Origin of the sequence: Roseovarius sp. E0-M6, assembly GCF_037083845.1 — a bacterium.
In the GTDB taxonomy this organism is placed as follows: domain Bacteria; phylum Pseudomonadota; class Alphaproteobacteria; order Rhodobacterales; family Rhodobacteraceae; genus Roseovarius.
The window spans coordinates 127,094-148,189 of the sequence record NZ_JBAPLA010000006.1; the positions used below are offsets into that span (position 1 = coordinate 127,094).

The following is a 21,096-nucleotide window of genomic DNA, read 5'->3' on the forward strand; positions in this document are numbered from 1 at the left end:
CCGGCCTCGGATATCAGACGAACGGGGGCGTCACATGGGCAGTTATATCTTGAAACGACTGGCCTCGGCGATCCCGGTGCTGATCGGGATCACCATCATCGTCTTCCTGATCATGTCATTGATCCCCGGCGATCCGGCCACCGCGATCCTTGGCTCCTATGCTACGCCTGAAAATGTCGAGAAGCTGAACCGCGACCTTGGCCTCGATAAGCCTATGGTGCAGCGGTATATCATCTGGCTGGGCAACATGCTGACCGGAGATTTCGGTCGCTCGTTTTCGCTCAACCGCCCAGTATTGGACGAGATACTGGAGCGATTCAACGCCACCCTCATCCTGACCGGCACGAGTTTTGCGCTCTGCTCGGTGCTGGGCATCCTTGCGGGCGTCGTGTCGGCCGCTCGGCAATACGGGTTTGCCGACAAGGCAATCACGTTCGTCGTGTTGATCGGCATCTCGGTGCCGTCTTTCTTCCTTGGCATGATGATGATCCTTTTGTTCGCGGTGAACCTGCGTTGGCTTCCCGTCAGCGGCATGTACGCGATTTATGGCGGTGGCGATCTGCCGGATCTGATCCGTCACCTGATCATGCCCGCACTGGCGCTGGCCGCTGTGGCCACCGGTGTGATCGCGCGGATTTCTCGCTCTGCCATGCTCGAGGTTTTACGGCAGGATTATATTCGCACCGCGCGCGCCAAGGGCGTGCCAGAGCGGCGGGTGATCATGGGGCATGCGCTTCGGGTGGCGATGGTGTCGATCATCCCGGTTCTGGGCATTCAGGCGGGGTTCGTGCTGTCGGGCGCGGTCTATATCGAGATCGTGTTCCAATGGCCCGGCGTGGGCCGGATGCTTGTCGATGCGATCCTCAAGCGTGATCTGTTATTGGTTCAGGGTGGCGTGGTGTTTGTCGCTGCCTGCTATGTGATGTTCAATATCGCGGTGGATGTGGCGCAAAGCCTGCTTGATCCGAGGATCAAGACATGAGCGCATTTCTCAAACTTTTATTCCGCAACAGGTTGGCGGCCATGGGCGGCGTCGTGATCACGGCGATTGTACTGCTGGTGCTGATTACGCCACTCTTGCCGTTGCAAGACCCGGATGTGACGGCCACCGCCGACCGCTTCAAGCGCCCGTTCACGGAAGGTCATCTGCTCGGCACTGACCACCTGGGCCGCGACCTGCTGAGCCGCCTTCTCCACGGCACAAGACTGAGCCTTGCCGTGGGGATTGCCGCCGCCCTAATCGCCGCGACCATTGGATCGGCCATCGGCATCAGTGCGGGCTATTTTGGTGGGCGCACAGACAATATCATCATGCGCGGCGTCGATATGCTGATGGCCTTTCCCTATATCCTGCTGGCGCTGGCCATCGTCGCGGCCCTTGGCCCGGGGTTGATGAATGCCCTGATCGCAGTTGCCGCCGTCAATGTGCCGTTTTTCGCCCGCAATATCCGGGGTATAACCGTGGGCCTTGCCGGGCGCGAATTCATTGATGCCGCCCGCCTTGCCGGCATGGGCCACGCGCGGATCATCCTGACCGAGCTTCTGCCGAACGTCCTGCCGGTGATCGTCATCGCCATGTCCACCACCGTGGGCTGGATGATTCTGGAAACGGCGGGCCTGTCCTTCCTCGGCTTGGGCAGTCAGCCGCCGCAGGCCGATCTTGGCTCAATGCTTGGTGAGGCGCGTTCGGCGATGATCTCGCATCCGCACACGTCGATTGTGCCGGGGGTGATGATTTTCCTGATTGTCATGTCGATCAACCTGCTGGGCGATGGGGTGCGCGACGCGCTCGATCCGCGCCTGCGTTCGGGGGCCCTTAGCCGGCCTCGGGCGACAACGCTTGTTGACCGCAAGGATAAAGCCCCGGCCGGCACGGATGATTTGCTTGCCATACGTGACCTTGAGACGCAGTTCCGGGTTGGCAAACGCGTCTACCGTGCGGTCGGCGGCGTGTCGCTGGCGGTCAAACCCGGAGAATGCCTTGGAGTCATCGGTGAGTCCGGTTCCGGCAAATCTGTCACCGCGCTCAGCGTCATGGGGCTTGTGGCGTCACCGCCCGGCGTCATAACCGGCGGGGCGGTGTATTTCCAAGGAGAGGACCTGATCGGGGCGCCATACGAAACCCTGCGCCGGAAACGTGGCGACCGGGTGGCCTATATCTTTCAGGATCCGCTTTCGACGCTGCACCCGCTTTACCGTGTGGGTCAGCAACTTGCCGAAGCGATTCAATCGCATCACAAGGTTTCAGATGCCGAGGGGCGGGCCCGTGCAATTCAATTGCTGAAGGACGTGCGCATTCCGAACGCCGAAAGCCGCATAGAAAATTATCCGCATGAAATGTCGGGCGGCATGCGCCAGCGCGTGGGCATTGCCATGGCGTTGGCCAACGAGCCCGATGTGATCATCGCGGATGAGCCGACAACGGCGCTGGATGTCACCGTGCAGGCGCAAATTCTTTCGCTGCTCAACGATCTGCGCCGTGACCGGGGGTTGGCGATCATCTTTATCACTCATGATTTCGGCGTGGTTGCGCAGCTTTGTGACCGCGTGGCGGTGATGTATGCCGGACGCATCCTTGAAGAAGGACCGACGCAAGCGGTACTCGATGCTCCGGCCCATCCCTATACAAAACGCCTGATTGCATGCGTGCCAGAACTGGGCGGAGGGCGGCGTGAATTGGCCGCCATTCCCGGCCTTCCACCGGAGGTCAATAACCTGCCACCGGGCTGCGCATTTGCGCCGCGCTGTCACAAAGCGCAGGATAATTGCAGGCACGGAGACATTCCGCTAGCAGGCACCGCCCCCCGGAGCGTGCGTTGCCTCCATCCAGAGGAGGTGGTCTGATGCCCGCGCTTAGGGTTGAGAACCTCGCCAAGACCTTTCCGCTCAAGAAGCCGCTTTTTGGTGCTGCCGGACCCGGCGTGCGCGCCGTGCGCCCAATGAGTTTCGAGGTGGCAAAGGGCGAGACGCTTGGCGTCGTCGGTGAATCCGGCTGTGGAAAGTCAACGCTTGCGCGCATGCTGGTTGGTCTTCTGCCCCCCTCGGAGGGGAGTATCGAAATTGATGGCCTCGCGCTCAACACCGCTGATCCGGCGGAATTCGGCAAGCTGATCCAGTATGTGTTTCAGGACCCGAACAGCTCGCTCAACCCGCGCAAGACGATCCGGCAAGTCATGGAGGCGCCGCTTAAGAACCTCCACAACATGGCCAAGCCTGAACGGGATGCGCGCATTCGTGAGATATTCGCGTCTGTGAACCTGCGGGAAGACTTTCTGAACCGTTATCCGCACGAGTTTTCCGGCGGTCAGGCACAGCGGATCGGTATTGCGCGTGCGCTGGCGGCAAGCCCCCGGATCATCATTCTGGACGAACCCGTTTCGGCGCTGGATGTGTCGGTGCAGTCTCAGGTGCTGAACCTGCTGGCTGATCTCAGGGCGCAGTTTGGCCTAACCTATCTTTTCATTACCCATGATCTTGCTGTTGTCGAAGCTGTGAGTGACCGGATAATCGTGCTGTATTTCGGTGCGGTGGTCGAAATCGGCAAAGCCGAACGCATCTTTGCAACCCCGCGTCATCCCTATACCAAGCTTCTTGCAGACTCAGCGCCAGTCGTGGGGCGCCCCCTGAACGCGCCCGAGCAAAAGGGGAGCGAACTTCCCGACCCGCTGAACCCGCCGCCCGGTTGCGCCTTTGCCGGTCGTTGTCCGCGCGCAACGGACATCTGCCGGAGCCAAGAGCCGGACTTGAAACCGATGGGAGAAGACCAACTTGCCGCCTGTCACCACCCGCTCGAAGACTGACGCAAAGTTCAGCCGACCGGTTCAGGTCGCCGAAGCGATCAAGGATTGGGTGGTCGAACAAGGCTTGCAGGCGGGCGATCGTCTCCCTGGAGAGGCCGAACTGATAGACCGGTTTGGCATGTCCAAGGGCACCATTCGCGAGGCGATGCGCATCCTTGAGGCACAAGGGCTGATCAAAACCCGCACGGGCCCCGGCGGAGGCAGTTTCGTACATGAGGTAAGCCGCCAACGCGCCAAGGCCCTGCTCGGGAACTACTTTTATTTCAAGGACTTGACCATTGGCGATATCTATCAGCTTCGGCTGATACTTGAGCCGGAACTGGCCGCCGCCTTGGCCGGCACTCTGCCAAACCATGTATTGGAGGAGCTGGACGCGAACATTGCCGAATATTCCACCCCTGCGAGCGATCTTGAGGAAGAACGCTCTCAGCACGTGGCTTCCCTCAGGTTTCACGCCATTCTCGCGGAACACGCCCGCAATCCAATGCTGGGCTTTATCATCGATTTCATGGTGAATCTGCTGTCCGATCTGACCGTCTATCGTCGGCTCTACTCACCACCCAATGTCGAGCTTTGGCAGCAGGGACGGGACCATCAAAAGGCGCTGGTCAGGGCGCTGCGCGAGGGCGACGCCGACAGCGCCCGCGCGATCATGAAGGACCATATGAAAACCGCTTGGAAGCTCATGCGCCGACAGGAAGTCGAGATGGAGAGCCGGTTTATTTCGGAGTAGCGTCCCTGTTTCACACCCCGCGATGGCGTTTCGTTTTCAAGTCCTATCGGCAACACCCTTTGAACGAAGGGGCTTGTTTCGTGAACAAAATCGGTGTTGCGATTGAACCATTCCCCGCCTGAGGCGTTCCGGTTCTCAGGAAGGGGGCACACCACATGAGCTACACTCGTTTTCTTGCAATGATCGCAACGTCCACCGTCGTGATGTTTGGGCTGATGTATCTCAACACCTATGCGATCGATCACGTATTCTTTTCTCAGACCCGCATGTGGATGGCGCTATACATGGGGGGCGCAATGGCCGTGATCATGCTGTCCTTCATGTTGGGCATGTATTCCAACCGCACGGCGAACATCGCGATTTTCGCGGGGGCCGTGCTCGCGTTCGGAGTGTCGCTCTGGTTGGTGCGATCACAGGAGACGGTAGAAGACATCGCGTGGATGAAAGCGATGATACCGCACCATTCCATTGCGATCCTGACCAGTGAACGCGCCGAGCTTTCTGATCCGCGGGTCAAGGCGCTGTCGGTGGCGATCATCGAAGCGCAGCGCGGCGAGATCGCGGAAATGAAGCGATATATAGAGGACATTCAGGCCAACGGAGATGCGCCGGAGGGAACGGACCGTGATATGTCTTCTCAATAAGGGGCGTTGCCCCACCTCCGAGACCGGGCCGGAGACGCGCCTGAGCGGCGCTCTCAGCCGCCCTCGATCCGGATCGAAAAGCTGCGACGGGCACCCGCCGGCGGCGCGGGAAAAGGTGCGGCGCGGCGGATGACCCGAAGTGCGGCACGGTCGAGTTCGCGAGAGCCTGAGCTTCTCCCGAGCGAGACGGCACTCAGTCCGCCTGCGGGTGAGACTGTGAAAGACACAATCGCCGTTCCACGGGCGCCGACCTTTTGGCGGGGCACGCGCGCGATTTTTCGCATGACAAGGCCGGGATAGTTGCTGATAGTGGCATTTCCGGCCTGCGCCGCCGCTGTTTTTTGCTGACCTTCAGTTTTTGAGGTTGCGGAGTCGCGCCCGGTGGCAGATCCGGCCCGCGCATTCTTGGCCGCATTGCCGGACCGGGTGGTGGCTGTTTTCTTTGGTGTGGGCTGGGCCTTGGGAGTTTTGCGCGCCGCGGGTGTCTTGGACGTGTGCCGCTCTTCGAAGGTTGCACTTCGGGTTTTTGGGCGGCGCGACCGGGTTACGGCGGACCCTGTATTCTGATCTGCCTGAAGGGGGTCGGCATTTGGTGTCACCTCGGGTCGCAGCGGTTGCGGTTGTGTAACACTCACGGCTTGGGCTTGCGTTGTGCGCGACGGCTCGGTCAGCTTGTGGGACAGGGCGGCGGACATTTCGAATGTCGGCGTAGGCCCTGTTTCGGTCGGGGCGGTTTGAGCCGTGTCGGCGTGCGCCTGTTCCACCGGAATTGCCAAGGGTTTGACCGTTTCAGCGTGATCTGGCGCATCTGTCCGCGCCGTCTGAGCCGGCGTGTCCGGCGGTATCGCGTTGTCGGGCTGTGCCTTTTCGATCGTTTCGAGCGGTGGAGTGGTCTCTAGCATTTCCTCCGCCGATGAGGTCGAGAGCGTGCCCGCCGCCATGTCCGCAAAGCTGTTTCCGATGCGGGCCTGCATACCGCCATTGCCGCCAGTGACCTCGGCGGTGGGCGTGGTGCGCCCGGCCATGGCAATGATCAACGTGGTGTGCAGGATGCCCGCTATGACAAGAGCGGCCAGGGCGGCAGGTCTGGACGAGGCGATCATCATATCCCCCTTTCAGTCACGATCAGGACGCGCTCTGCGCCTTCGGCGCGCAACCGGGCGGCCAGCGACACGAGCTGGTGCGCGGCCAGATCGCGATCCGGGACGATGCGAACGGATGTGCGGGCGGGCGCATCGAGGAGGGTCAGAAAGGTGCTGATGCTTTCGATCTTCTGGCCGCGATACCAGAGTTGGCCATCGGCATGAACGACAAGCGCATCGGGTGTTGCGCGACCTTCAAGATCGGCGGTGCGCACCAGGGTCACCGCCTTGTCGAGCGGTTGGGCGAGGGTGCCTGCGACCATGAAAAAGACCAACATCAGAAAGACGATATTGATCAGCGCGATGGTGGGTTCGCGTGTGGGCTTCGGTCTGGCGCGCATCACATTGCCTCCAGAACGGTCACATCGCCACCGCCCGCCCGGCGCAGTGTCACGAGCAGATCGGTCAGGCGCTGAGCGGTGACATCCGCGCGCAGGCTGACCAGTAGGGGCGGGAGGCCGGTGTCGGTGCGTATCGCGGGCAGTTCGGCGTCCAACGTCTCAAGCGCCACATCGCGCCCATTCAAGCTGAGGCTATCCGCGCCCAGCTGCAGAAAGGCGGGTTTGGTCTGTGCCGCGCCACCTGCGCCGCTGGCGGCGGCCGCAAGCTCGACCTCGGCAAAGTGGGAAAAGGTCGAGGACAGCATGAAGAAAAGCAGCAGGAGAAAAATGACATCTATCAGCGATGTCATCGAAAGCTTGCGGCGGTGGTGGCGTTTACGCACGGCTGAGCGTCCCTACAGGGTCCGCTACGGGCGCGGCGGAGGGTCTGCCCGAGGGACTTAGGATTGTCGAAATGGCACGCTCGGCCATGACGCGTTCGGCATCCATACGCCCCTCGAACCAACTGAGAACAAGGGAGGTGGGCATCGCAACCGCGAGGCCGACCGCAGTGGTCATGAGCGCCACCCAGATTCCGCCGGCCAGAAGAGAGGGGTCCACCTGACTTCCGGCTGATTGCAGCGCCTGAAACGCCTCGATCATACCAAGCACGGTGCCGAAAAGGCCCAGAAGCGGGGCAAGTTGTGCCACCGAGTCGAGCAGCCTGAAGCCAGACTCGAGACGGGCAAAGCGTGTCTCCGCCTCGGCCCTGAGGCGTTTGCTGTCGTTGGGGGTGGCGGAAAACGCCATACGGACCACGGGGGCCAGATAGCTTTTGGATTGAGCCAGTTCGCCAAGCGCTTCGGCCCGGTCTCCGGCGTCCCATGCGGTCACTGCCCGCGACAGGGCGTGGTGCCGTCCGACGCCCGCGACAGAGAACTGCCAGAGCTTGTAGAGCGCGGTGGCCAGTGTAACGACCGAGGCGAGCATCAGCACAAGAACAACGGGACCGCCAAGCGCGGCCAACTCACGGACTGTGTCAAGCATGCCTGTCATCCTGTCACCTCGATGTCCGTGCGGCTTTCAAGCTCGATCCCGGTTTCGCATGCCATGCCGTCAAGGTCGGCTGCTTCGCAGGCATGCGCGCCGTTAAAGAGGATTTGCCCAAGCGCGTCGCACCCCGCTCCGGGCACGGTAAACTGACGGACCCGGGGGCGCCCGGGAGGTAGCGCGCCGAAATCGAACAGGGTCAATCGGTCTACCTGTCCCGCGGCGTCGAACAGAACGGTTTCGTATACGGCCTTGGCGATCATGCTCGCATGACCGTTAATGACCAAAAAGCTGAGTTTGCACCCCGCGTCTGAGGAGACTGCGGCATTCAGTTCGATCGAGATATTGCGCCCGATTTCCGTTTCCTGAGCGCCTGCGGTCGTCGCCGCAGGGAGGAGAAGGCCAATAAGGCATGCGTTGCGTAGAAAAGGGGTCATATGTCTTGCCTCGGGATTGTCATGGGGTGGCCAGATGATGAGCGCGACCTGAAGGCCGCTTGGCGGGACATGGTCTTGCCGCCATTTGCGGAAGCACGAAGGGGGTGCCGGGCCCGGGCGCGGAGTTGGCCGATATGTCAGCATCATAGGTGCGCGAAAGGATATCGTTCGTCATCACCTCTGGTGGGGTGCCTTCGGCAAGGACGCGGCCCGACTTCATGATCGTCACGCGGTCGGCGAACATCGCCGTGAGGTTCAGGTCATGCATCACCGCAACCACGCCGCCGCCCTGATCGGCATAGTCCCGGACAAGCTGCATGATTCCGAGCTGATGGCCGATATCGAGGCTCGCCACAGGCTCATCCAGAAAGAGCCAGCGGGGCTGTCCTTCGAACACCGGCTGCCAGACCTGACACAGTACACGGGCAAGCTGAACCCGTTGCTGTTCGCCGCCGGAAAGCTCCTGAAAGAAGCGCGTCTGATAGCCGGAAAGACCGACGGCCTCCAAGGCCCGGTCGGGAATGTCAGTATGGTGGGCATGCGGCCCGGCAAGGTGGCCGATGCGAATAACCTCGGCCACCTTGAACGGAAAGGCGATGCGGGATGACTGAGGCAGGACCGCTCGCGTCGCGGCAAGCGAGGCCGCCGTTCGGGGCGTGACAGGGATGCCGTTGAGGGTGATCTGTCCGGTTGCTGCCTCTTCGTTGATCATGGCGCGCAAAAGGGTGGTCTTGCCCGACCCGTTGGGCCCCGCAATGGCCGTGACCGCGCCGGAGAGGGCGGTGAAATCCACGTTATGCAGGACGGGTTTGCCGCGGATCGCAAGGCTGATCTGTTGTGCGTTCAGGGTCACAGGTCAAGCACCCCGCGGCTTCGCAGCAGAATCCACAGAAAGACCGGTGCGCCCATCACAGCAGTCACGATGCCGATGGGCAATTCCGCGGGCGCGATGATAAGCCGCGCGACCACATCTGCCCAGATCAGCAGAGCGCCTCCAAGAAGCGCCGAGTTGATCAGGAGCGGTCCGTGATCCGGCCCTGTGGCGAGGCGTAGAAGATGCGGAATGACAATGCCGATGAAGCCGATGCCCCCCGACACCGCGACCGCAGCACCCGTGGCGGCGGCGACGGTCACCACGGCGAGGTTCTTGGCCCGTTGCAGCGGAATACCAAGATGCATCGCCGTCGCTTCGCCAAGGGCGAGCGCGTTGAGCGCCCGACCGAGCGTAAAGGCCAGCGCAAGGGCGACGGCGATGAGCGGCCCGGCAATGGCGAGCTTGGGCCATGTCGCGCCGCCGAGCGAGCCCATCTGCCAGAAGGTCAGGCTTCGAAGTTGCTGATCGTCCGCTGCGTAGATCATGATCCCGGACAGGGCCATCGTCAGCGCGGTCAGGGCGATCCCCGCCAACAGCATCGTCGCCACCGAGGTGCGGCCCCTGTGGGTTGCTACGGAATAGAGCAGCACCACCGAGACCCAGCTTCCCAAAAAGGCCGCGAGCGGTACGAGAAAGGTTCCCACGCGTGCCTGTATCGCCACGGGAAGGGCCGAAGCGAAGATGATCGCGGCAATCGCGCCGAGGCTTGCGCCCGCGCTCACACCGACGATACCGGGATCGGCGAGGGGGTTGCGAAAGAGGCCCTGAAGCACCGCGCCCGACACGGCGAGCGCGGCCCCGACGATCAGCCCCATGACGGTGCGGGGCAGGCGGATTTCCCACAGGACGATCGCGTCTGTGGCCGCGACAGGCATGCCGGTGGCAATGTCGCGCAGCGCGGACCAAATGGACGCGCCCGAGGCGCCGGCAGCAAGGCTCGCAATGCAGGAGATCGCGAGAAAGAGCACCAGCCACAAGTGCGCGCGGCGGGCGATTGCCCGCCTGTCGGCGTGGGCCGGCATGGGCGCGATATCGGTGATCGTTGCCACGGTTACGGCCCGTAGAGCGCGGTGCTGAGATCGGCCACAGCCTTGGCCGTGCGCGGCCCGAATCCCAGAAGGTAAAGCCCGTTCATGCGAATGACCGCGCCGTTCCGGCCTGCGGGGGTTGGTCGGATGGCAGGCAGGGTCGAAAGGCCTTCGGCGGTGATCGCGTGATTGCCCTCACGGTCCATGACGAGGATGACGTCGGGTGCGGCGGTGGTCACCGCCTCGTCTGTCATGCGCTTGTATCCCTCAAAGCCGGTGACGGTATTTTTGCCCCCGGCAAGGCCGATTATGGCATGCGCGGCGGTGCCGGTGCCCGACGCAAGGATACTGCCGCCTTCGGTGCTCAGGACAAAGAGCACGCGCTTGCGATCCGCGTCGGCGCGGGCGTCGGATTTGCGGGCGGCCTCGTTGAGGTCGGTCTTGATCCGTGAGGCAAGCCTGTCTGCTTTGTCGGCAACACCGAGCGCGGCTCCGACCTTGCGGATCTTCAGCCCGATGCCCTCGGCATCGTAGCGGTCGGGAACGGTGACGATCGCGATCCCAGCGGCATTGAGCACGTCAATGGTCTCGGGTGGTCCTGCGCCTTCTTCGGCTAGCACGAGGTTGGGCGCGACCGACAGCACGCCTTCGGCCGAGAGCGCGCGCATGTAGCCGACATCAGGTAGCGTGGTCGCTTCGGGCGGGTAGGTCGATGTCGTGTCACGTGCGACCAGCCTGTGCTCTTGATCCAGCGCATAGACGATTTCGGTCACGGAGCCCCCGATCGAAAGAACATCGGCCGAGGTGCTTTCACCGCTCTGTGCCGCCGTGCCAAAAAGGCCCAAGCTTAGCGTTGCCGCCAGCAGCGCCCTGAGGCGGGTGGCCCTTGGTGTGCGGGTGATTGTCTGGCGATGCATCAGGCCGGTTCCTTTGTTGCGATGGTTGGCAGTTGAGCCACCAGTTTGCGCCATGCCGGACGGCTGTCGCGGCCTTCCTTCGGGACGCCGAACATCTGAAGTATCAGCCCGCCTTCGGCATCGAACGCCTCGAGCGATACGGCAGGACCGCGTTGCGTGGGCTTGTCGACGGCCCAGACCTCGGCCACGTGATCCAGCCTGAGATGCAGGTTGAAACCCGGGTCGAGGACGTTTTGCCACGGCCCCATCGACTTGAGCGTTTGCACCGGGCCGGAATGTATCTGGATGCAGCCACGGTTTCCGACGAATATCATCACCTCGGTGCCATCCGCAGCCAGCGTGTTCAGCGCCATGTCGAGCGCGGCTGGATCAAGTGCGCGCACGAATGGTTCACCGGCGATCCGGTAGGCGCCGAGACGGTTCATCTTCAGCTTTGATGTCAGGCGAAGGAACTGATGGGTGTCCGTCATGCGGGCCCATTCGGTGCGCAGGAGGTCGGCCTTGCCCGGGTCCGCCTTGGGCGCTTCCTTGGGTTTGCGCGGGGCGGTTTCGAGGTCGGTGGATTGGTCATCAAGGCGCAGTTCCTGCGTCAGGCCGTGCCATTCATCGTGGTTCGACGCGTCGCGCAGAAAAATCTTGTGAACCGCGTCGCCGGCGGCATCAAAGACCTGAAGGCTGCGGCGCGGCCCATGGTCACCGTCGCGTTCGACCATGAAGGCGTGCTGCCAATGTGCAGGAAAGATGCGCAGGTCGATCTCGTCCGTCAGCACCATCGCGGCATGGCCACCGGGATGGTAATTGTCATAACGCCCGATCTTTTCATGCACGCAACTATCGGTGCGGGTAAGCGCCATGACCTCACCCAGCTTTTGGGCGGCGGCGATCACGCGGTCGGGATGTGCGTCGATACGCGTTGCCCCGTGTCCGCAATGGGCCGCAACGAGCCGTGCCTCGGGAATGCCCAGCTTGTCCGCGAGATCGCGGTCGCGCATCTTGGGATTTTCGTTTCGCGCGCTCTGGATGTCCTGCGCAGTCAGGCCTGCTGTGTGAGCCATGATCACCTCTGGTCTATACAATTTCGGGGTTTATGGCTGCGCGGCGGGCCGAGGCTGCGGCGTGGCTTGGCTGCGATGCATCGGAATGCGGCAGCTCATTCTTGACTCTTTTAGTCTGATTCACTATTGCCGCACAAGGCCCGATTTTCCGGGCTTTTAAAATCACAAAAACGCCGCGCCAGCCTTTCGCAAGTATGACGGCTCATACCCGGTATGAGGGCGAAAGGACTAACGATGACAGGACATGTGCGCATTGCACTTCTTGGGGCGACAAGCTTGTGCACGACGCTGCTTGCCATGGCTCCGGCCACGGCGCAGGACGCAGGGGACGGGTTCCTCGGAACGATCAAGCTTGGTCAGAGCAAACGGGATGTCCGCACGGACACCGCGACCCCGGTCACCGAGATTGACGAGACCGAGATCAAGGACCGGCAAGCCGGCACGGTGGCGGAACTGATCGACTCGGTGCCGGGTGTGAACCTGATCAACGGGGCGACGCCGCAGGGATCGGGGATCAACATTCGCGGGTTTGGCGCGACGGACACGTTTGGCACCGATCAGAAAGTTCTTGTTCAGGTGGACGGTGTCACGCGCGGAAGCGAAGAGCTTTATCGTATCGGCAATCAGCTTTTCACCGATCCCGCGCTTTACAAAGGGGTGAGCGTCATTCGCGGCACGGTCGGATCGTTTGAATACGGCTCTGGCGTCGTGGGCGGTGTTGTCCGGCTCAAGACCAAGGACGCGTCGGATTTCACTGGCGGAATGCCGGGGTTCGCCTATCGCCAGACGCTTGAGTTTCAGACCAACGGAAACGGGCTGACGTCATCCAGCATTCTGGCCTGGCAACCGAGCGAGCGTTTGGAATTCCTCGTGAATTATACCAATCGCCATATCGGCATTCAGGAGGACGGGGACGGCAATCAGATCAACCCTGCGGCCGGCGAGGTGAGTGATCCATCCTGGCTCGTCAAGGGGAAGCTGACATTCGGTGAGGATGACGCGCATTCGCTGACCTCCTCTTATACCAAGACCACGTCGACACAGCAGGACGTCCCTTATGATACATTCGGCACAACAGCTTTCGGGAATGTCGACAGGGCGGTGTCAAGCGAGACCGCCATGCTGCGCTATGGTTTCAATCCGCTGGACAACGATCTTATCGATCTCAGTCTACAATTTTCCTACGCTGATGAGGAAATCATCCAATCACCTGTCGTCGCGTTTCCGCCAAATCCCCTTCTGGATGCCGACCATAGCTACGAGACCACCACCGTGACACTTAAGAACCGCGCACTCTTTGAGACGGGTGCGGTGGGCCATGACATGGTGACAGGTCTTGAATATGTCCATCGTAAGCGTCTTGACGCCTCGTCTGCGCCGGGAGGTGATGACAACCGGTGGGCCCTGTTCGCGATTGACGAGATGTCGATCGGAGAGGCGTGGACGGTGACCCCGGCGCTGCGCTATGAGACATCCACGGTGCAGGGGTCGACCGCGCCCAATAATGGCAGGTTCAACCATGATGCCTTGATGGGCGGTCTTTCTCTCAGATATGCGTTCGGCAACGGGGTCTCGGTCTTTGGCAGTGCCGCTTATACCGAGGTTCTGCCGCCGATCGACGATCTGGACAATGTGGCGCGGATGACCCAGAGCGAGAAATCGACCACCTATGAAATCGGCGGTGCCTATGAAGGCGACAGTGTGCTTCGTGATGGTGACTCGTTTTCCGTGAAGGCCAATTACTATGACACGACCCTCAGAGACGTGACATCCTATGCGCTTAACGTCGCGCCGCCGTTTCCGCCGGGCCCGCCGATGTTCGAAACACTTGATCAGGTCAACTTGCAAGGGATCGAGATTGAAGCGTCCTATGCGGCGGCGAATGGGTTTTACGCCGATCTGAACGCCAATATCACCGATGGCGAACAGAAACTTGGGCCCGCTGCCGTCGCGCGTTTCGGCGTTGCCAGTCAGGATTGGACCGGGCTTGCGGCGGACAGTCTGCGGCTCACGCTGGGCAAGAAGATCGGCAATACCTATGACCTGAGCTGGGAAACGGTGGCCGCGGATTCGATTACGGTGAACGGCGTTCGCAGCCCGAGCTATGCGGTGCATAACCTGAGGGCGACAATCGCGCCGCAACAAGGCGCATGGGAGGGTGTGGAGTTCCGCGTCGGAGTGGAAAACCTGTTCGATCAGCAGTATCAGCCGCGACTTGCCACGCGTCCAGCGCCGGGCCGCAATTTCAAGTTCACCTTGTCGAGAACCTTCTGATCTCACTGACGGTGACGGGTGTATCAAAAAAATGTCTTGTGCCAAGCGCGTGTCGCGCGCTTGGCGCGAGGCGTCTCAGTGAAAATCGCGGCTGGGGAACAGGCGCTTGGCCTGATCCCGTGGATGCATGGCGCGCGGGGCGGGCCGCGGTCGGGGGGCATTGTCGGTTTGCGGTGTTGTCAGGCCGACCATGTCCTCCATCGGGTGACCAAGGTCCGAAAGTCGATGTGAGAGGTCTTCGATATGCCGGGCGATCAGGTGCACGACGATGCCTTCGCGTTGCAGATATCCGGTCACACGCAGAAGCCGCCCACCCATGACAGTCCGGCGGAATCGGTCGTACATCTTGGGCCAGACCACCACGTTGCTCACGCCGGTTTCATCCTCGAGCGTCAGGAAAATCACCCCTGAGGCGGTGCCGGGGCGCTGTCGGGTGATGACGAGGCCACAGACACTGACCTGTCTGAGGGGTGTGATGGCCAGCTTGTCATGTGGTGTCAGATCGGAGATCGACGGGCGCAGAAGTTCCATCGGGTGGGCCCGCAAGGTGAGGCGCATCGAGACGTAATCCTCGACGACCTCTTCGCCCAGATGCATGGAGGGCAAAAGCACTTTCGGCTCATGCACGCCCTCTCCGTCAAGAGGGTCGTTGAAAAGTGGCAAGGGGGCGGGCCCGCGGATTGCCTTCACCTGCCAGAGCGCGTCGCGCCGGGTCAGGCCCAAGTCGGAAAACGCGTCCGCCTCGGCCAGCCGTTCCAGCACCGCCGGCGCGACCCCGGCCCGCAGCCAGACAGCTTCGGGATCGCGGTAGCCGTTACCTCGGGCGGCCACGATCCAACTTGCGTCTTCTTCGCGGAAGCCCTTGATCTGACGAAACCCGAGCCGCAGGGCCAGCGTGCCGTCCGCGCGGCGTTCGAGGGTGTTGTCCCATGCGCTGTTGTTGACACAGACCGGGCGCAGCTCAATCCGGTGATCGCGGGCGTCGCGGACGATCTGGGCTGGGGCATAAAAGCCCATCGGCTGAGAGTTGAGCAGGGCGCAGGCAAAGACCGCCGGATGGTGGCATTTCAACCAAGCCGAGATATAGGCCAGCATGGCGAAGGCGGCGGCGTGGCTTTCGGGAAATCCATATTCGCCGAATCCCTCGATTTGTCCAAAGCATCGTTCGGCGAAATCGGCCGCATACCCGCGCGCCAGCATACCCGAAACGAACCGGTCACGGAACGTGCCGATGGTGCCCATCTTGCGGAACGTGGCGAGAGAGCGGCGCAGCCGGTCGGCCTCCTCGGGTGAAAATCCGGCGCCCACCACGGCGATTTGCATCGCCTGTTCCTGAAAAAGCGGCACGCCCAGCGTCTTGCCCAGCACACCTTCCAGTTCGGATGAGGGGAAATGCACGGATTCCTTGCCGCTGCGGCGGTTGATGTAAGGGTGGACCATACCGCCCTGAATGGGGCCGGGGCGCACGATGGCCACTTCGATCACGAGGTCATAGAAGGTTCTGGGCTTCATCCGGGGCAGGAAATTCATCTGGGCCCGGCTTTCCACCTGAAAGACCCCCACCGCATCTGCCCGGCACAGCATGTCATAGGTCTGTTCATCTTCCTGCGGAACGCTGTCAATGGTGAGGTGCCGGCGTTCGTGTGTTTCCATCAGCTCGAACGCCTTGCGGATACAGGTCAGCATTCCCAGCCCGAGGATATCCACCTTGAGGATACCGAGCGTGTCGATGTCGTCCTTGTCCCATTCGATGATCGTGCGATCCTCCATCGCCGCGTTCTCGATCGGGCAAAGCTCATCAAGGCGCCCGCGGGTGATGACGAACCCGCCCACATGCTGTGACAGATGCCGGGGAAAGCCGATGATCTCACCGATGAGGCGGATGGTCTGTGCCAGCCGCTTATCGTTCAGGTCAAGGCCCAGCTCTTTGATCCGTTCGGGATCGGCCCCGCCATCCGACATGCCCCAGATCTGGCTGGAAAGTCCCGCTGTCACATCCTGGGAAAGCCCCATGACCTTGCCGACCTCGCGGATTGCGGCGCGCGATCGGAAATGAATGACCGTGGCGCAGAGGCCGGCGCGGTGGCGGCCATACCGCTCATAGATCCACTGGATCACCTCCTCGCGACGTTCATGTTCGAAATCCACGTCTATATCAGGTGGCTCGCCCCGGTATTTCGAGATGAAACGCTCGAACACCATGGTGATCTGATCCGGGCCCACATCGGTTATGCCCAGAAGATAACACAGGACCGAATTGGCCGCCGAACCGCGCCCCTGACAGAGAATGCCGATGGAGCGGGCATATTGCACGATGTCATGGACCGTGAGGAAATAGGCGGGAAAACCCAGTTCGGCCACAAGGGTCAGCTCCTTTTCCATGAGGTCATGGATTTGCCGCGGCGCACCATGGGGATAGCGGCGCTTTATGCCCTCTCGTGCGAGGCGGTCCAGCCGGGCCTGTGGCGCTTCTCCTTCAGAGACCTCGTCGGGGTATTCATAGCTGAGTTCCTCAAGGGAGAAGCTGCATCGCGCGGCGATTTCAAGGGTGCGGCGCAGGGCGGCGGGATGATCCCGAAAGACCCGCGCCATATCCTCATGGCCCTTGAGGCGGCGTTCGGCATTGGGCAGGGCACGGGTGCCGATCTCGTCGATAGTTACATGTTCGCGCATGCAGGTCAGCACATCGGCCAGTTGCCGGCGCGCGGCGCGGTGCATCAGGACATCACCCACAGCGACCATCGGAGTGGAGGTTTTCAGGGCGAGCCGCGCGCAGGCCGCCAGATAGCGCTGATCTGAGCCGTCATAACGCGGGGCGGCCCCCAGAAACACATGCCCCGGGAACTGGCGCTGCATCTTGTGAATATACGGCTCCGTATGTCGCAAGGGCCCTTGTGGCAAGGCGATCAGTATCATGCCGGTGCAGCCCTCGAGCATATCGTTCACGTCGAGATGGCAGGCGCCTTTCTCGGCCCGCCGCTTGCCCAAGGTCAGAAGACGGGTGAGCCGCTGATAGGCGGCGCGATCGCGTGGCAGCGCGATCCAGTGGACGGGGCTGTCGCGCAGCACAAGACGGCAGCCGATGATCAGCTTGGGCAGGGAAACGGTGCCGGGCCGTTTGATCGGTGCGGCCTCTCCGATTTCTTGGCGTGAAGAGTGGTCAACCTGGCTGTGCGACCGGATGCGAATGGCCTCTTCGGTTTCGCGCTGCAATTCCATCAGCGCCGCATGGGCCCTCACCACCCCGGCCAGCGAATTGCGGTCCGTGATGGCGATGGCGTCCAGGCCCAGTTCGGCGGCGCGCATCACCATTTCCTCGGGGTGGGAGGCCCCGGTAAGAAAGGTGAAATTCGTGGTCACGCACAGTTCCGCATAGCTCATGCGAATTCCCCTTGTACGAACCAGCCGGGATTTTGCGGCGTGTAAAACAGCCAGAGCCGCCGCCCCTGACATGTCTCCACATGCCAGTAATCACGTAATCCGCTGCGCCAGTTATCGTCTTCCAGCCACCATTCGGGGGCAATACGTTCCGGCCCCGTGGCGCGCGCCGTGCTGAGCGACATGCGCCGCCAGCGAAACCGTTGTGGCGGGCGGGCACCGGTGCCGCCGATGGGTTCGGGCGCAAACAGACGCAGGGGGCGGGGACGCAGGGCAATCCACGGCCCCTCCGCCTCGGAATAGGCTGCTGGAGTGATGAGAAAGCTGCGTTCGGGAATATGGCTGTTGGCGGGCAGGAAACGCTGAATATTGTCCAGCCCGATCCGGGTGCCGATCCGGGTGATCAGATCATCAAGCCGATCCACCTGACCCGCCGAGACATGGCTGACCTGCTGCACCGGCAATGATTCCACCTGCGCCGCCTCGAGCCGTATCTGATCGATCCCGAAGCCCGCGTCGATCCCGGCCACACCCCGCTCGAACAGGGGCAGGATGCGGGCCGCATCACGCAACGGGCGGGCAAGGCGCAGTTCCACCGTCTGAGCCTCCTGATCGACCCGGCGCAGGGTGAGGCAGAGCACGCGTGCCCCGGCCTCCCGGGCCTGAAGCCTGCTGCAAAGCTGATCCAGAAGGCGGGAGGTTGCGGCCATCACATCATCCGACAGGCCGATCGGGTCGGGCAGGGTCATGCGCACGCTGTATTTGGGCGGCTCGGGCAGGGGGGTGATCTGCTCGGGTTGGCGGCCAAGCGCCTGATCCAGCCGCATCAGAAGATCAGGTCCGAAGCGGCGGGTGAGGGGGGCGCGTGCCGTTCCTTCCAGATCGCCGATGGTGCGCAGGCCAAGCCGTTGCAGAGCTGTGGCGGTCTTGTCGTCAAGGCGCAATGCGGCCACGGGCAGCGACGACATAACCCTGAGCAGGTGGCCGGGCTCGGCGCATCCCTCGCCGTAATGGGCCAGGGCCCAAGCCGCGCCGCGGGTATCGCCAAGCCCGATCCGGGCGGTCAGCCGCGCACGGCCTAACTTCTGGCGCATATCCGCCAGCATCATTGCCTCACCGCCAAAAAGATGCGCCGCGCCGGTGATATCCAGAACCAGCCCGTCCACGCCTTCGAACCCGACCCAGGGGCAATAGCGCATGGCCCAACGGCGCAGCACATTGAGGAAACGCCCGTCGCTGGCCTGATCGGCCGGGCGACTTTGCAAATCGGGACAAAAGGCGCGCGCGTCGGCATGGGACATGCCGCGATGCAGGCCGTGTTGTTCTGCGATGTCGTTCAGGCAGTAAATGCGATTGGCGCTGGCCTGCCGGATGGTCAGGGCAAATGGCCCTTCAAGCGGACGTGCGCGCAGAACCCGGTCGCTCGCCAACCGGGGAAACCACATCGAGACGACGCGTTTCTGCATTCCATCGAACATGCCAAGCTCTTAGTGTTCCTGTTTTGTTCTTAATAATTTCCCAATGCATCAGAGTCGAGTCGCCCACATCGAAAACCGGACTGCAATGCCAGCGAGTTTCCGCCGCGTTGCTGCCCATTCCGTCGGGAATGAGGCATAGCCCCGTCGTATTTCCCGCCTTCGCCGCAAGCTGCAGACGCCGCCCTTCGCGCAAATCGAGGGGGCGGGTCAGTTCGGTCACCACGAGGGGCACTGACCCATCCCTCAGGGCCTCTTCGGTGACGGCCAGACTTTCGGTTTGTTCCTTTGTCTGCGCGACCAGCAGTCCTGCCGGATCGAAAAATGCCGAAAGACCCACGGGATTAAGCATATCCCCCCGCCATGCTTCGCGCACCCACAAGACAGTCCCCGCCAAGGCGGTTGATACCGCGGCAAACCCTATGGCCCCTGGCCCGCAGACCTCGTGGACGCGGGCTCTGCGCAGGGGCAAACCTATGTCAGTGGATGAAACCATAAGTGGCAGTATAACGGAGAGCCGCAGGCTCTTGCCACCCGGGAATCAGGTGGTCGCGCCCGCCAAGGGCGCGACGCCGGTGGCGGGCTCAGATGTCCAGCGTGTTGTCTTTTTCCCACTGGCTGAAATGCGCGACGAAGCTATCCCACTCTTTCAACTTGAGCTTCATGTAGGCGGCGGAAAACTCCTCGCCCAGCATCGACTTGAGTTCTTTGTCCTTGTCGAAAAGGCGAATCGCATCGAGCATGTTAAGCGGGAGCTTGGGCGCGCCACGGACCTTGTGGCCTTCGGCATACATGTCGATGTCGTGGCGCTTGCCGGGGTCGGCCTTGGAGCGCACGCCCGAAAGGCCCGCCGCGATGATCACCGCCTGAAGCAGGTAGGGATTCACCGCACCGTCGGGCAGGCGAAGTTCGAACCGACCGGGGCCGGGCACGCGAACCATGTGGGTGCGGTTGTTGCCGGTCCATGTCACCGTATTGGGCGCCCATGTGGCCCCCGATGTGGTGCGCGGCGCATTGATCCGCTTGTAGCTGTTGACCGTGGGGTTGGTGATCGCGGCCAGTGCGCTTGCGTGTTTCATGATGCCACCGAGGAAGTGCGTGCCTGCTTCGGAGAGGCCCAACTCGCCGGTGGGGCCCTCACCCTTGTCGATGGCAAAGACGTTGCGTTTGGCCCCGGTGCCCACCGCATCCCAGACCGAGATATGCGCGTGGCAGCCATTGCCGGTCAGGCCCTCGACGGGTTTGGGCATGAAGGTGGCGCGGAAGCCGTGCTTCTCGGCCACGGATTTTGTCATGAACTTGAAGAAGGAATGCTTGTCGGCGGTGCGCAGCGCATCATCGAACTCCCAGTTCATCTCGAACTGGCCATTCGCATCCTCGTGATCGTTCTGATAGGGGCCCCAACCGAGATCCAGCATATAGTCGCAAATCTCGCGGACCACGTCATAACGGCGCATCACCGCCTGTTGATCGTAACAAGGCTTCTCGGCGGTATCGAATTCATCCGAAAGGGCCGACCCATCGGAGGTCAGCAGGAAATATTCGGCTTCGATGCCGGTCTTGACATGCATGCCTTCGTCCGCAGCTTCGGCGATCAGGCGACGCAGGACATTGCGGGGGGCCTGCGCGACATCGGCATCTTCCATCACCGGGTTGGCGGCCACCCACGCGACCTCGGGTTTCCACGGAAGCTGAATCACGCTGTCGGGGTCGGGCACGGCGAGCATGTCGGGATGTGCGGGGGTCATGTCGAGCCAAGTGGCGAACCCGGCGAAACCTGCACCGTCTTCCTGCATGTCAGCAATGGCTTGTGCCGGCACCAGTTTGGCCCGCTGACCGCCGAAGAGGTCGGTGAAGGAGATCATGAAATACTTGACGTCATTCTTCTTGGCGAAGGCGGCCAGATCTGTGGTCATGGTGTTTCCCTGTTCCTTGTTGTCTGTTGTTGCAAGGGGCGGTCATGCCGCCC

General features: G+C 62.0%; 19 protein-coding genes. 6 read left to right on the top strand and 13 right to left on the bottom strand.

Going from position 1 to position 21,096, the window contains the following annotated elements; translation table 11 throughout:
• Nucleotides 1-34 precede the first annotated feature (34 nt).
• The 5 genes from V8359_RS14775 to V8359_RS14795 all read left to right on the top strand — a co-directional run bounded on the left by V8359_RS14775 (nt 35) and on the right by V8359_RS14795 (nt 5,177).
• A complete protein-coding gene (locus V8359_RS14775) occupies nt 35-982 on the top strand; it encodes an ABC transporter permease (RefSeq protein ID WP_336429803.1) in 948 nt (315 codons plus the stop codon).
• Entirely contained in the window at nt 979-2,844 is a 1,866-nt protein-coding gene (locus V8359_RS14780) for a dipeptide/oligopeptide/nickel ABC transporter permease/ATP-binding protein (RefSeq protein ID WP_336429804.1), read from the top strand. Before V8359_RS14775 ends, V8359_RS14780 begins: the two co-directional genes overlap by 4 nt.
• Complete coding sequence (locus V8359_RS14785; protein WP_442970382.1) at nt 2,844-3,800, top strand: ABC transporter ATP-binding protein; 957 nt, start codon at nt 2,844-2,846, stop codon at nt 3,798-3,800. Before V8359_RS14780 ends, V8359_RS14785 begins: the two co-directional genes overlap by 1 nt.
• Nucleotides 3,769-4,533, top strand: a complete 765-nt coding sequence (locus V8359_RS14790; RefSeq protein ID WP_336429805.1) for a FadR/GntR family transcriptional regulator — start codon at nt 3,769-3,771, stop codon at nt 4,531-4,533. Before V8359_RS14785 ends, V8359_RS14790 begins: the two co-directional genes overlap by 32 nt.
• Nucleotides 4,534-4,688: 155 nt before the next feature.
• Entirely contained in the window at nt 4,689-5,177 is a 489-nt protein-coding gene (locus tag V8359_RS14795; RefSeq protein ID WP_336429806.1) for a DUF305 domain-containing protein, read from the top strand.
• Nucleotides 5,178-5,230: 53 nt separating this feature from the next.
• Here the strand turns inward: V8359_RS14795 and V8359_RS14800 are convergent, their stop codons facing one another.
• From V8359_RS14800 to V8359_RS14840, 9 genes are read right to left on the bottom strand one after another with little or no spacing between them, the layout of a single operon-like run.
• Nucleotides 5,231-6,280 (bottom strand): TonB family protein, encoded by a 1,050-nt coding sequence (locus V8359_RS14800; protein ID WP_336429807.1) that lies wholly within the window; start codon nt 6,278-6,280, stop codon nt 5,231-5,233.
• Complete coding sequence (locus tag V8359_RS14805) at nt 6,280-6,660, bottom strand: ExbD/TolR family protein (protein ID WP_336429808.1); 381 nt, start codon at nt 6,658-6,660, stop codon at nt 6,280-6,282. Before V8359_RS14805 ends, V8359_RS14800 begins: the two co-directional genes overlap by 1 nt.
• Complete coding sequence (locus V8359_RS14810; RefSeq protein ID WP_336429809.1) at nt 6,660-7,043, bottom strand: ExbD/TolR family protein; 384 nt, start codon at nt 7,041-7,043, stop codon at nt 6,660-6,662. The genes V8359_RS14805 and V8359_RS14810 overlap by 1 nt, the downstream gene beginning before the upstream one ends.
• Entirely contained in the window at nt 7,036-7,695 is a 660-nt protein-coding gene (locus V8359_RS14815) for a MotA/TolQ/ExbB proton channel family protein (protein ID WP_442970383.1), read from the bottom strand. Before V8359_RS14815 ends, V8359_RS14810 begins: the two co-directional genes overlap by 8 nt.
• Nucleotides 7,692-8,126, bottom strand: coding sequence for a hypothetical protein (locus V8359_RS14820; RefSeq protein WP_336429811.1), 435 nt, complete (start codon nt 8,124-8,126; stop codon nt 7,692-7,694). The genes V8359_RS14815 and V8359_RS14820 overlap by 4 nt, the downstream gene beginning before the upstream one ends.
• 19 nt (nt 8,127-8,145) lie before the next feature.
• Nucleotides 8,146-8,979 (bottom strand): heme ABC transporter ATP-binding protein, encoded by an 834-nt coding sequence (locus tag V8359_RS14825; protein ID WP_336429812.1) that lies wholly within the window; start codon nt 8,977-8,979, stop codon nt 8,146-8,148.
• A complete protein-coding gene (locus tag V8359_RS14830; protein WP_442970384.1) occupies nt 8,976-10,049 on the bottom strand; it encodes a FecCD family ABC transporter permease in 1,074 nt (357 codons plus the stop codon). Before V8359_RS14830 ends, V8359_RS14825 begins: the two co-directional genes overlap by 4 nt.
• A 2-nt stretch (nt 10,050-10,051) precedes the next feature.
• On the bottom strand, nt 10,052-10,945 hold the full coding sequence (locus V8359_RS14835) for a heme/hemin ABC transporter substrate-binding protein (protein ID WP_336429814.1): 894 nt from the start codon (nt 10,943-10,945) through the stop codon (nt 10,052-10,054).
• Nucleotides 10,945-12,000, bottom strand: coding sequence for a hemin-degrading factor (locus tag V8359_RS14840; protein WP_336429815.1), 1,056 nt, complete (start codon nt 11,998-12,000; stop codon nt 10,945-10,947). The genes V8359_RS14835 and V8359_RS14840 overlap by 1 nt, the downstream gene beginning before the upstream one ends.
• 234 nt (nt 12,001-12,234) lie before the next feature.
• On the opposite strand from V8359_RS14840, the gene V8359_RS14845 reads away from it, so the two are divergent.
• The gene (locus V8359_RS14845) at nt 12,235-14,274 is read left to right on the top strand and encodes a TonB-dependent receptor domain-containing protein (RefSeq protein WP_336429816.1); all 2,040 of its coding nucleotides are present in this window, start codon (nt 12,235-12,237) and stop codon (nt 14,272-14,274) included.
• Nucleotides 14,275-14,349: 75 nt separating this feature from the next.
• Here V8359_RS14845 and V8359_RS14850 read toward each other — a convergent pair whose 3' ends face one another.
• From V8359_RS14850 to glnT, 4 genes are all read right to left on the bottom strand, one after another.
• Nucleotides 14,350-17,655 carry an error-prone DNA polymerase gene (locus tag V8359_RS14850; RefSeq protein WP_336429817.1) on the bottom strand — a complete coding sequence of 1,102 codons (3,306 nt, stop codon included), beginning with the start codon at nt 17,653-17,655 and terminating at the stop codon, nt 14,350-14,352.
• Nucleotides 17,652-19,130 (bottom strand): Y-family DNA polymerase, encoded by a 1,479-nt coding sequence (locus V8359_RS14855; protein WP_336429818.1) that lies wholly within the window; start codon nt 19,128-19,130, stop codon nt 17,652-17,654. Before V8359_RS14855 ends, V8359_RS14850 begins: the two co-directional genes overlap by 4 nt.
• Nucleotides 19,045-19,479 (bottom strand): ImuA family protein, encoded by a 435-nt coding sequence (locus tag V8359_RS14860; protein ID WP_442970385.1) that lies wholly within the window; start codon nt 19,477-19,479, stop codon nt 19,045-19,047. Before V8359_RS14860 ends, V8359_RS14855 begins: the two co-directional genes overlap by 86 nt.
• 232 nt (nt 19,480-19,711) lie before the next feature.
• Nucleotides 19,712-21,043, bottom strand: coding sequence for a type III glutamate--ammonia ligase (gene glnT, locus V8359_RS14865; protein ID WP_336429820.1), 1,332 nt, complete (start codon nt 21,041-21,043; stop codon nt 19,712-19,714).
• Nucleotides 21,044-21,096 lie beyond the last annotated feature (53 nt).

Coding starts and splice junctions, on each gene's coding strand:
- V8359_RS14775 (WP_336429803.1), top strand. CDS start 35: ATGGGCAGTTATATCTTGAAACGACTGGCCTCGGCGATCCCGGTGCTG.
- V8359_RS14780 (WP_336429804.1), top strand. CDS start 979: ATGAGCGCATTTCTCAAACTTTTATTCCGCAACAGGTTGGCGGCCATG.
- V8359_RS14785 (WP_442970382.1), top strand. CDS start 2,844: ATGCCCGCGCTTAGGGTTGAGAACCTCGCCAAGACCTTTCCGCTCAAG.
- V8359_RS14795 (WP_336429806.1), top strand. CDS start 4,689: ATGAGCTACACTCGTTTTCTTGCAATGATCGCAACGTCCACCGTCGTG.
- V8359_RS14800 (WP_336429807.1), bottom strand. CDS start 6,280: ATGATCGCCTCGTCCAGACCTGCCGCCCTGGCCGCTCTTGTCATAGCG.
- V8359_RS14805 (WP_336429808.1), bottom strand. CDS start 6,660: ATGCGCGCCAGACCGAAGCCCACACGCGAACCCACCATCGCGCTGATC.
- V8359_RS14815 (WP_442970383.1), bottom strand. CDS start 7,695: ATGACAGGCATGCTTGACACAGTCCGTGAGTTGGCCGCGCTTGGCGGT.
- V8359_RS14820 (WP_336429811.1), bottom strand. CDS start 8,126: ATGACCCCTTTTCTACGCAACGCATGCCTTATTGGCCTTCTCCTCCCT.
- V8359_RS14835 (WP_336429814.1), bottom strand. CDS start 10,945: ATGCATCGCCAGACAATCACCCGCACACCAAGGGCCACCCGCCTCAGG.
- V8359_RS14840 (WP_336429815.1), bottom strand. CDS start 12,000: ATGGCTCACACAGCAGGCCTGACTGCGCAGGACATCCAGAGCGCGCGA.
- V8359_RS14845 (WP_336429816.1), top strand. CDS start 12,235: ATGACAGGACATGTGCGCATTGCACTTCTTGGGGCGACAAGCTTGTGC.
- V8359_RS14850 (WP_336429817.1), bottom strand. CDS start 17,655: ATGAGCTATGCGGAACTGTGCGTGACCACGAATTTCACCTTTCTTACC.
- V8359_RS14855 (WP_336429818.1), bottom strand. CDS start 19,130: ATGTTCGATGGAATGCAGAAACGCGTCGTCTCGATGTGGTTTCCCCGG.
- V8359_RS14860 (WP_442970385.1), bottom strand. CDS start 19,479: ATGCTTAATCCCGTGGGTCTTTCGGCATTTTTCGATCCGGCAGGACTG.
- glnT (WP_336429820.1), bottom strand. CDS start 21,043: ATGACCACAGATCTGGCCGCCTTCGCCAAGAAGAATGACGTCAAGTAT.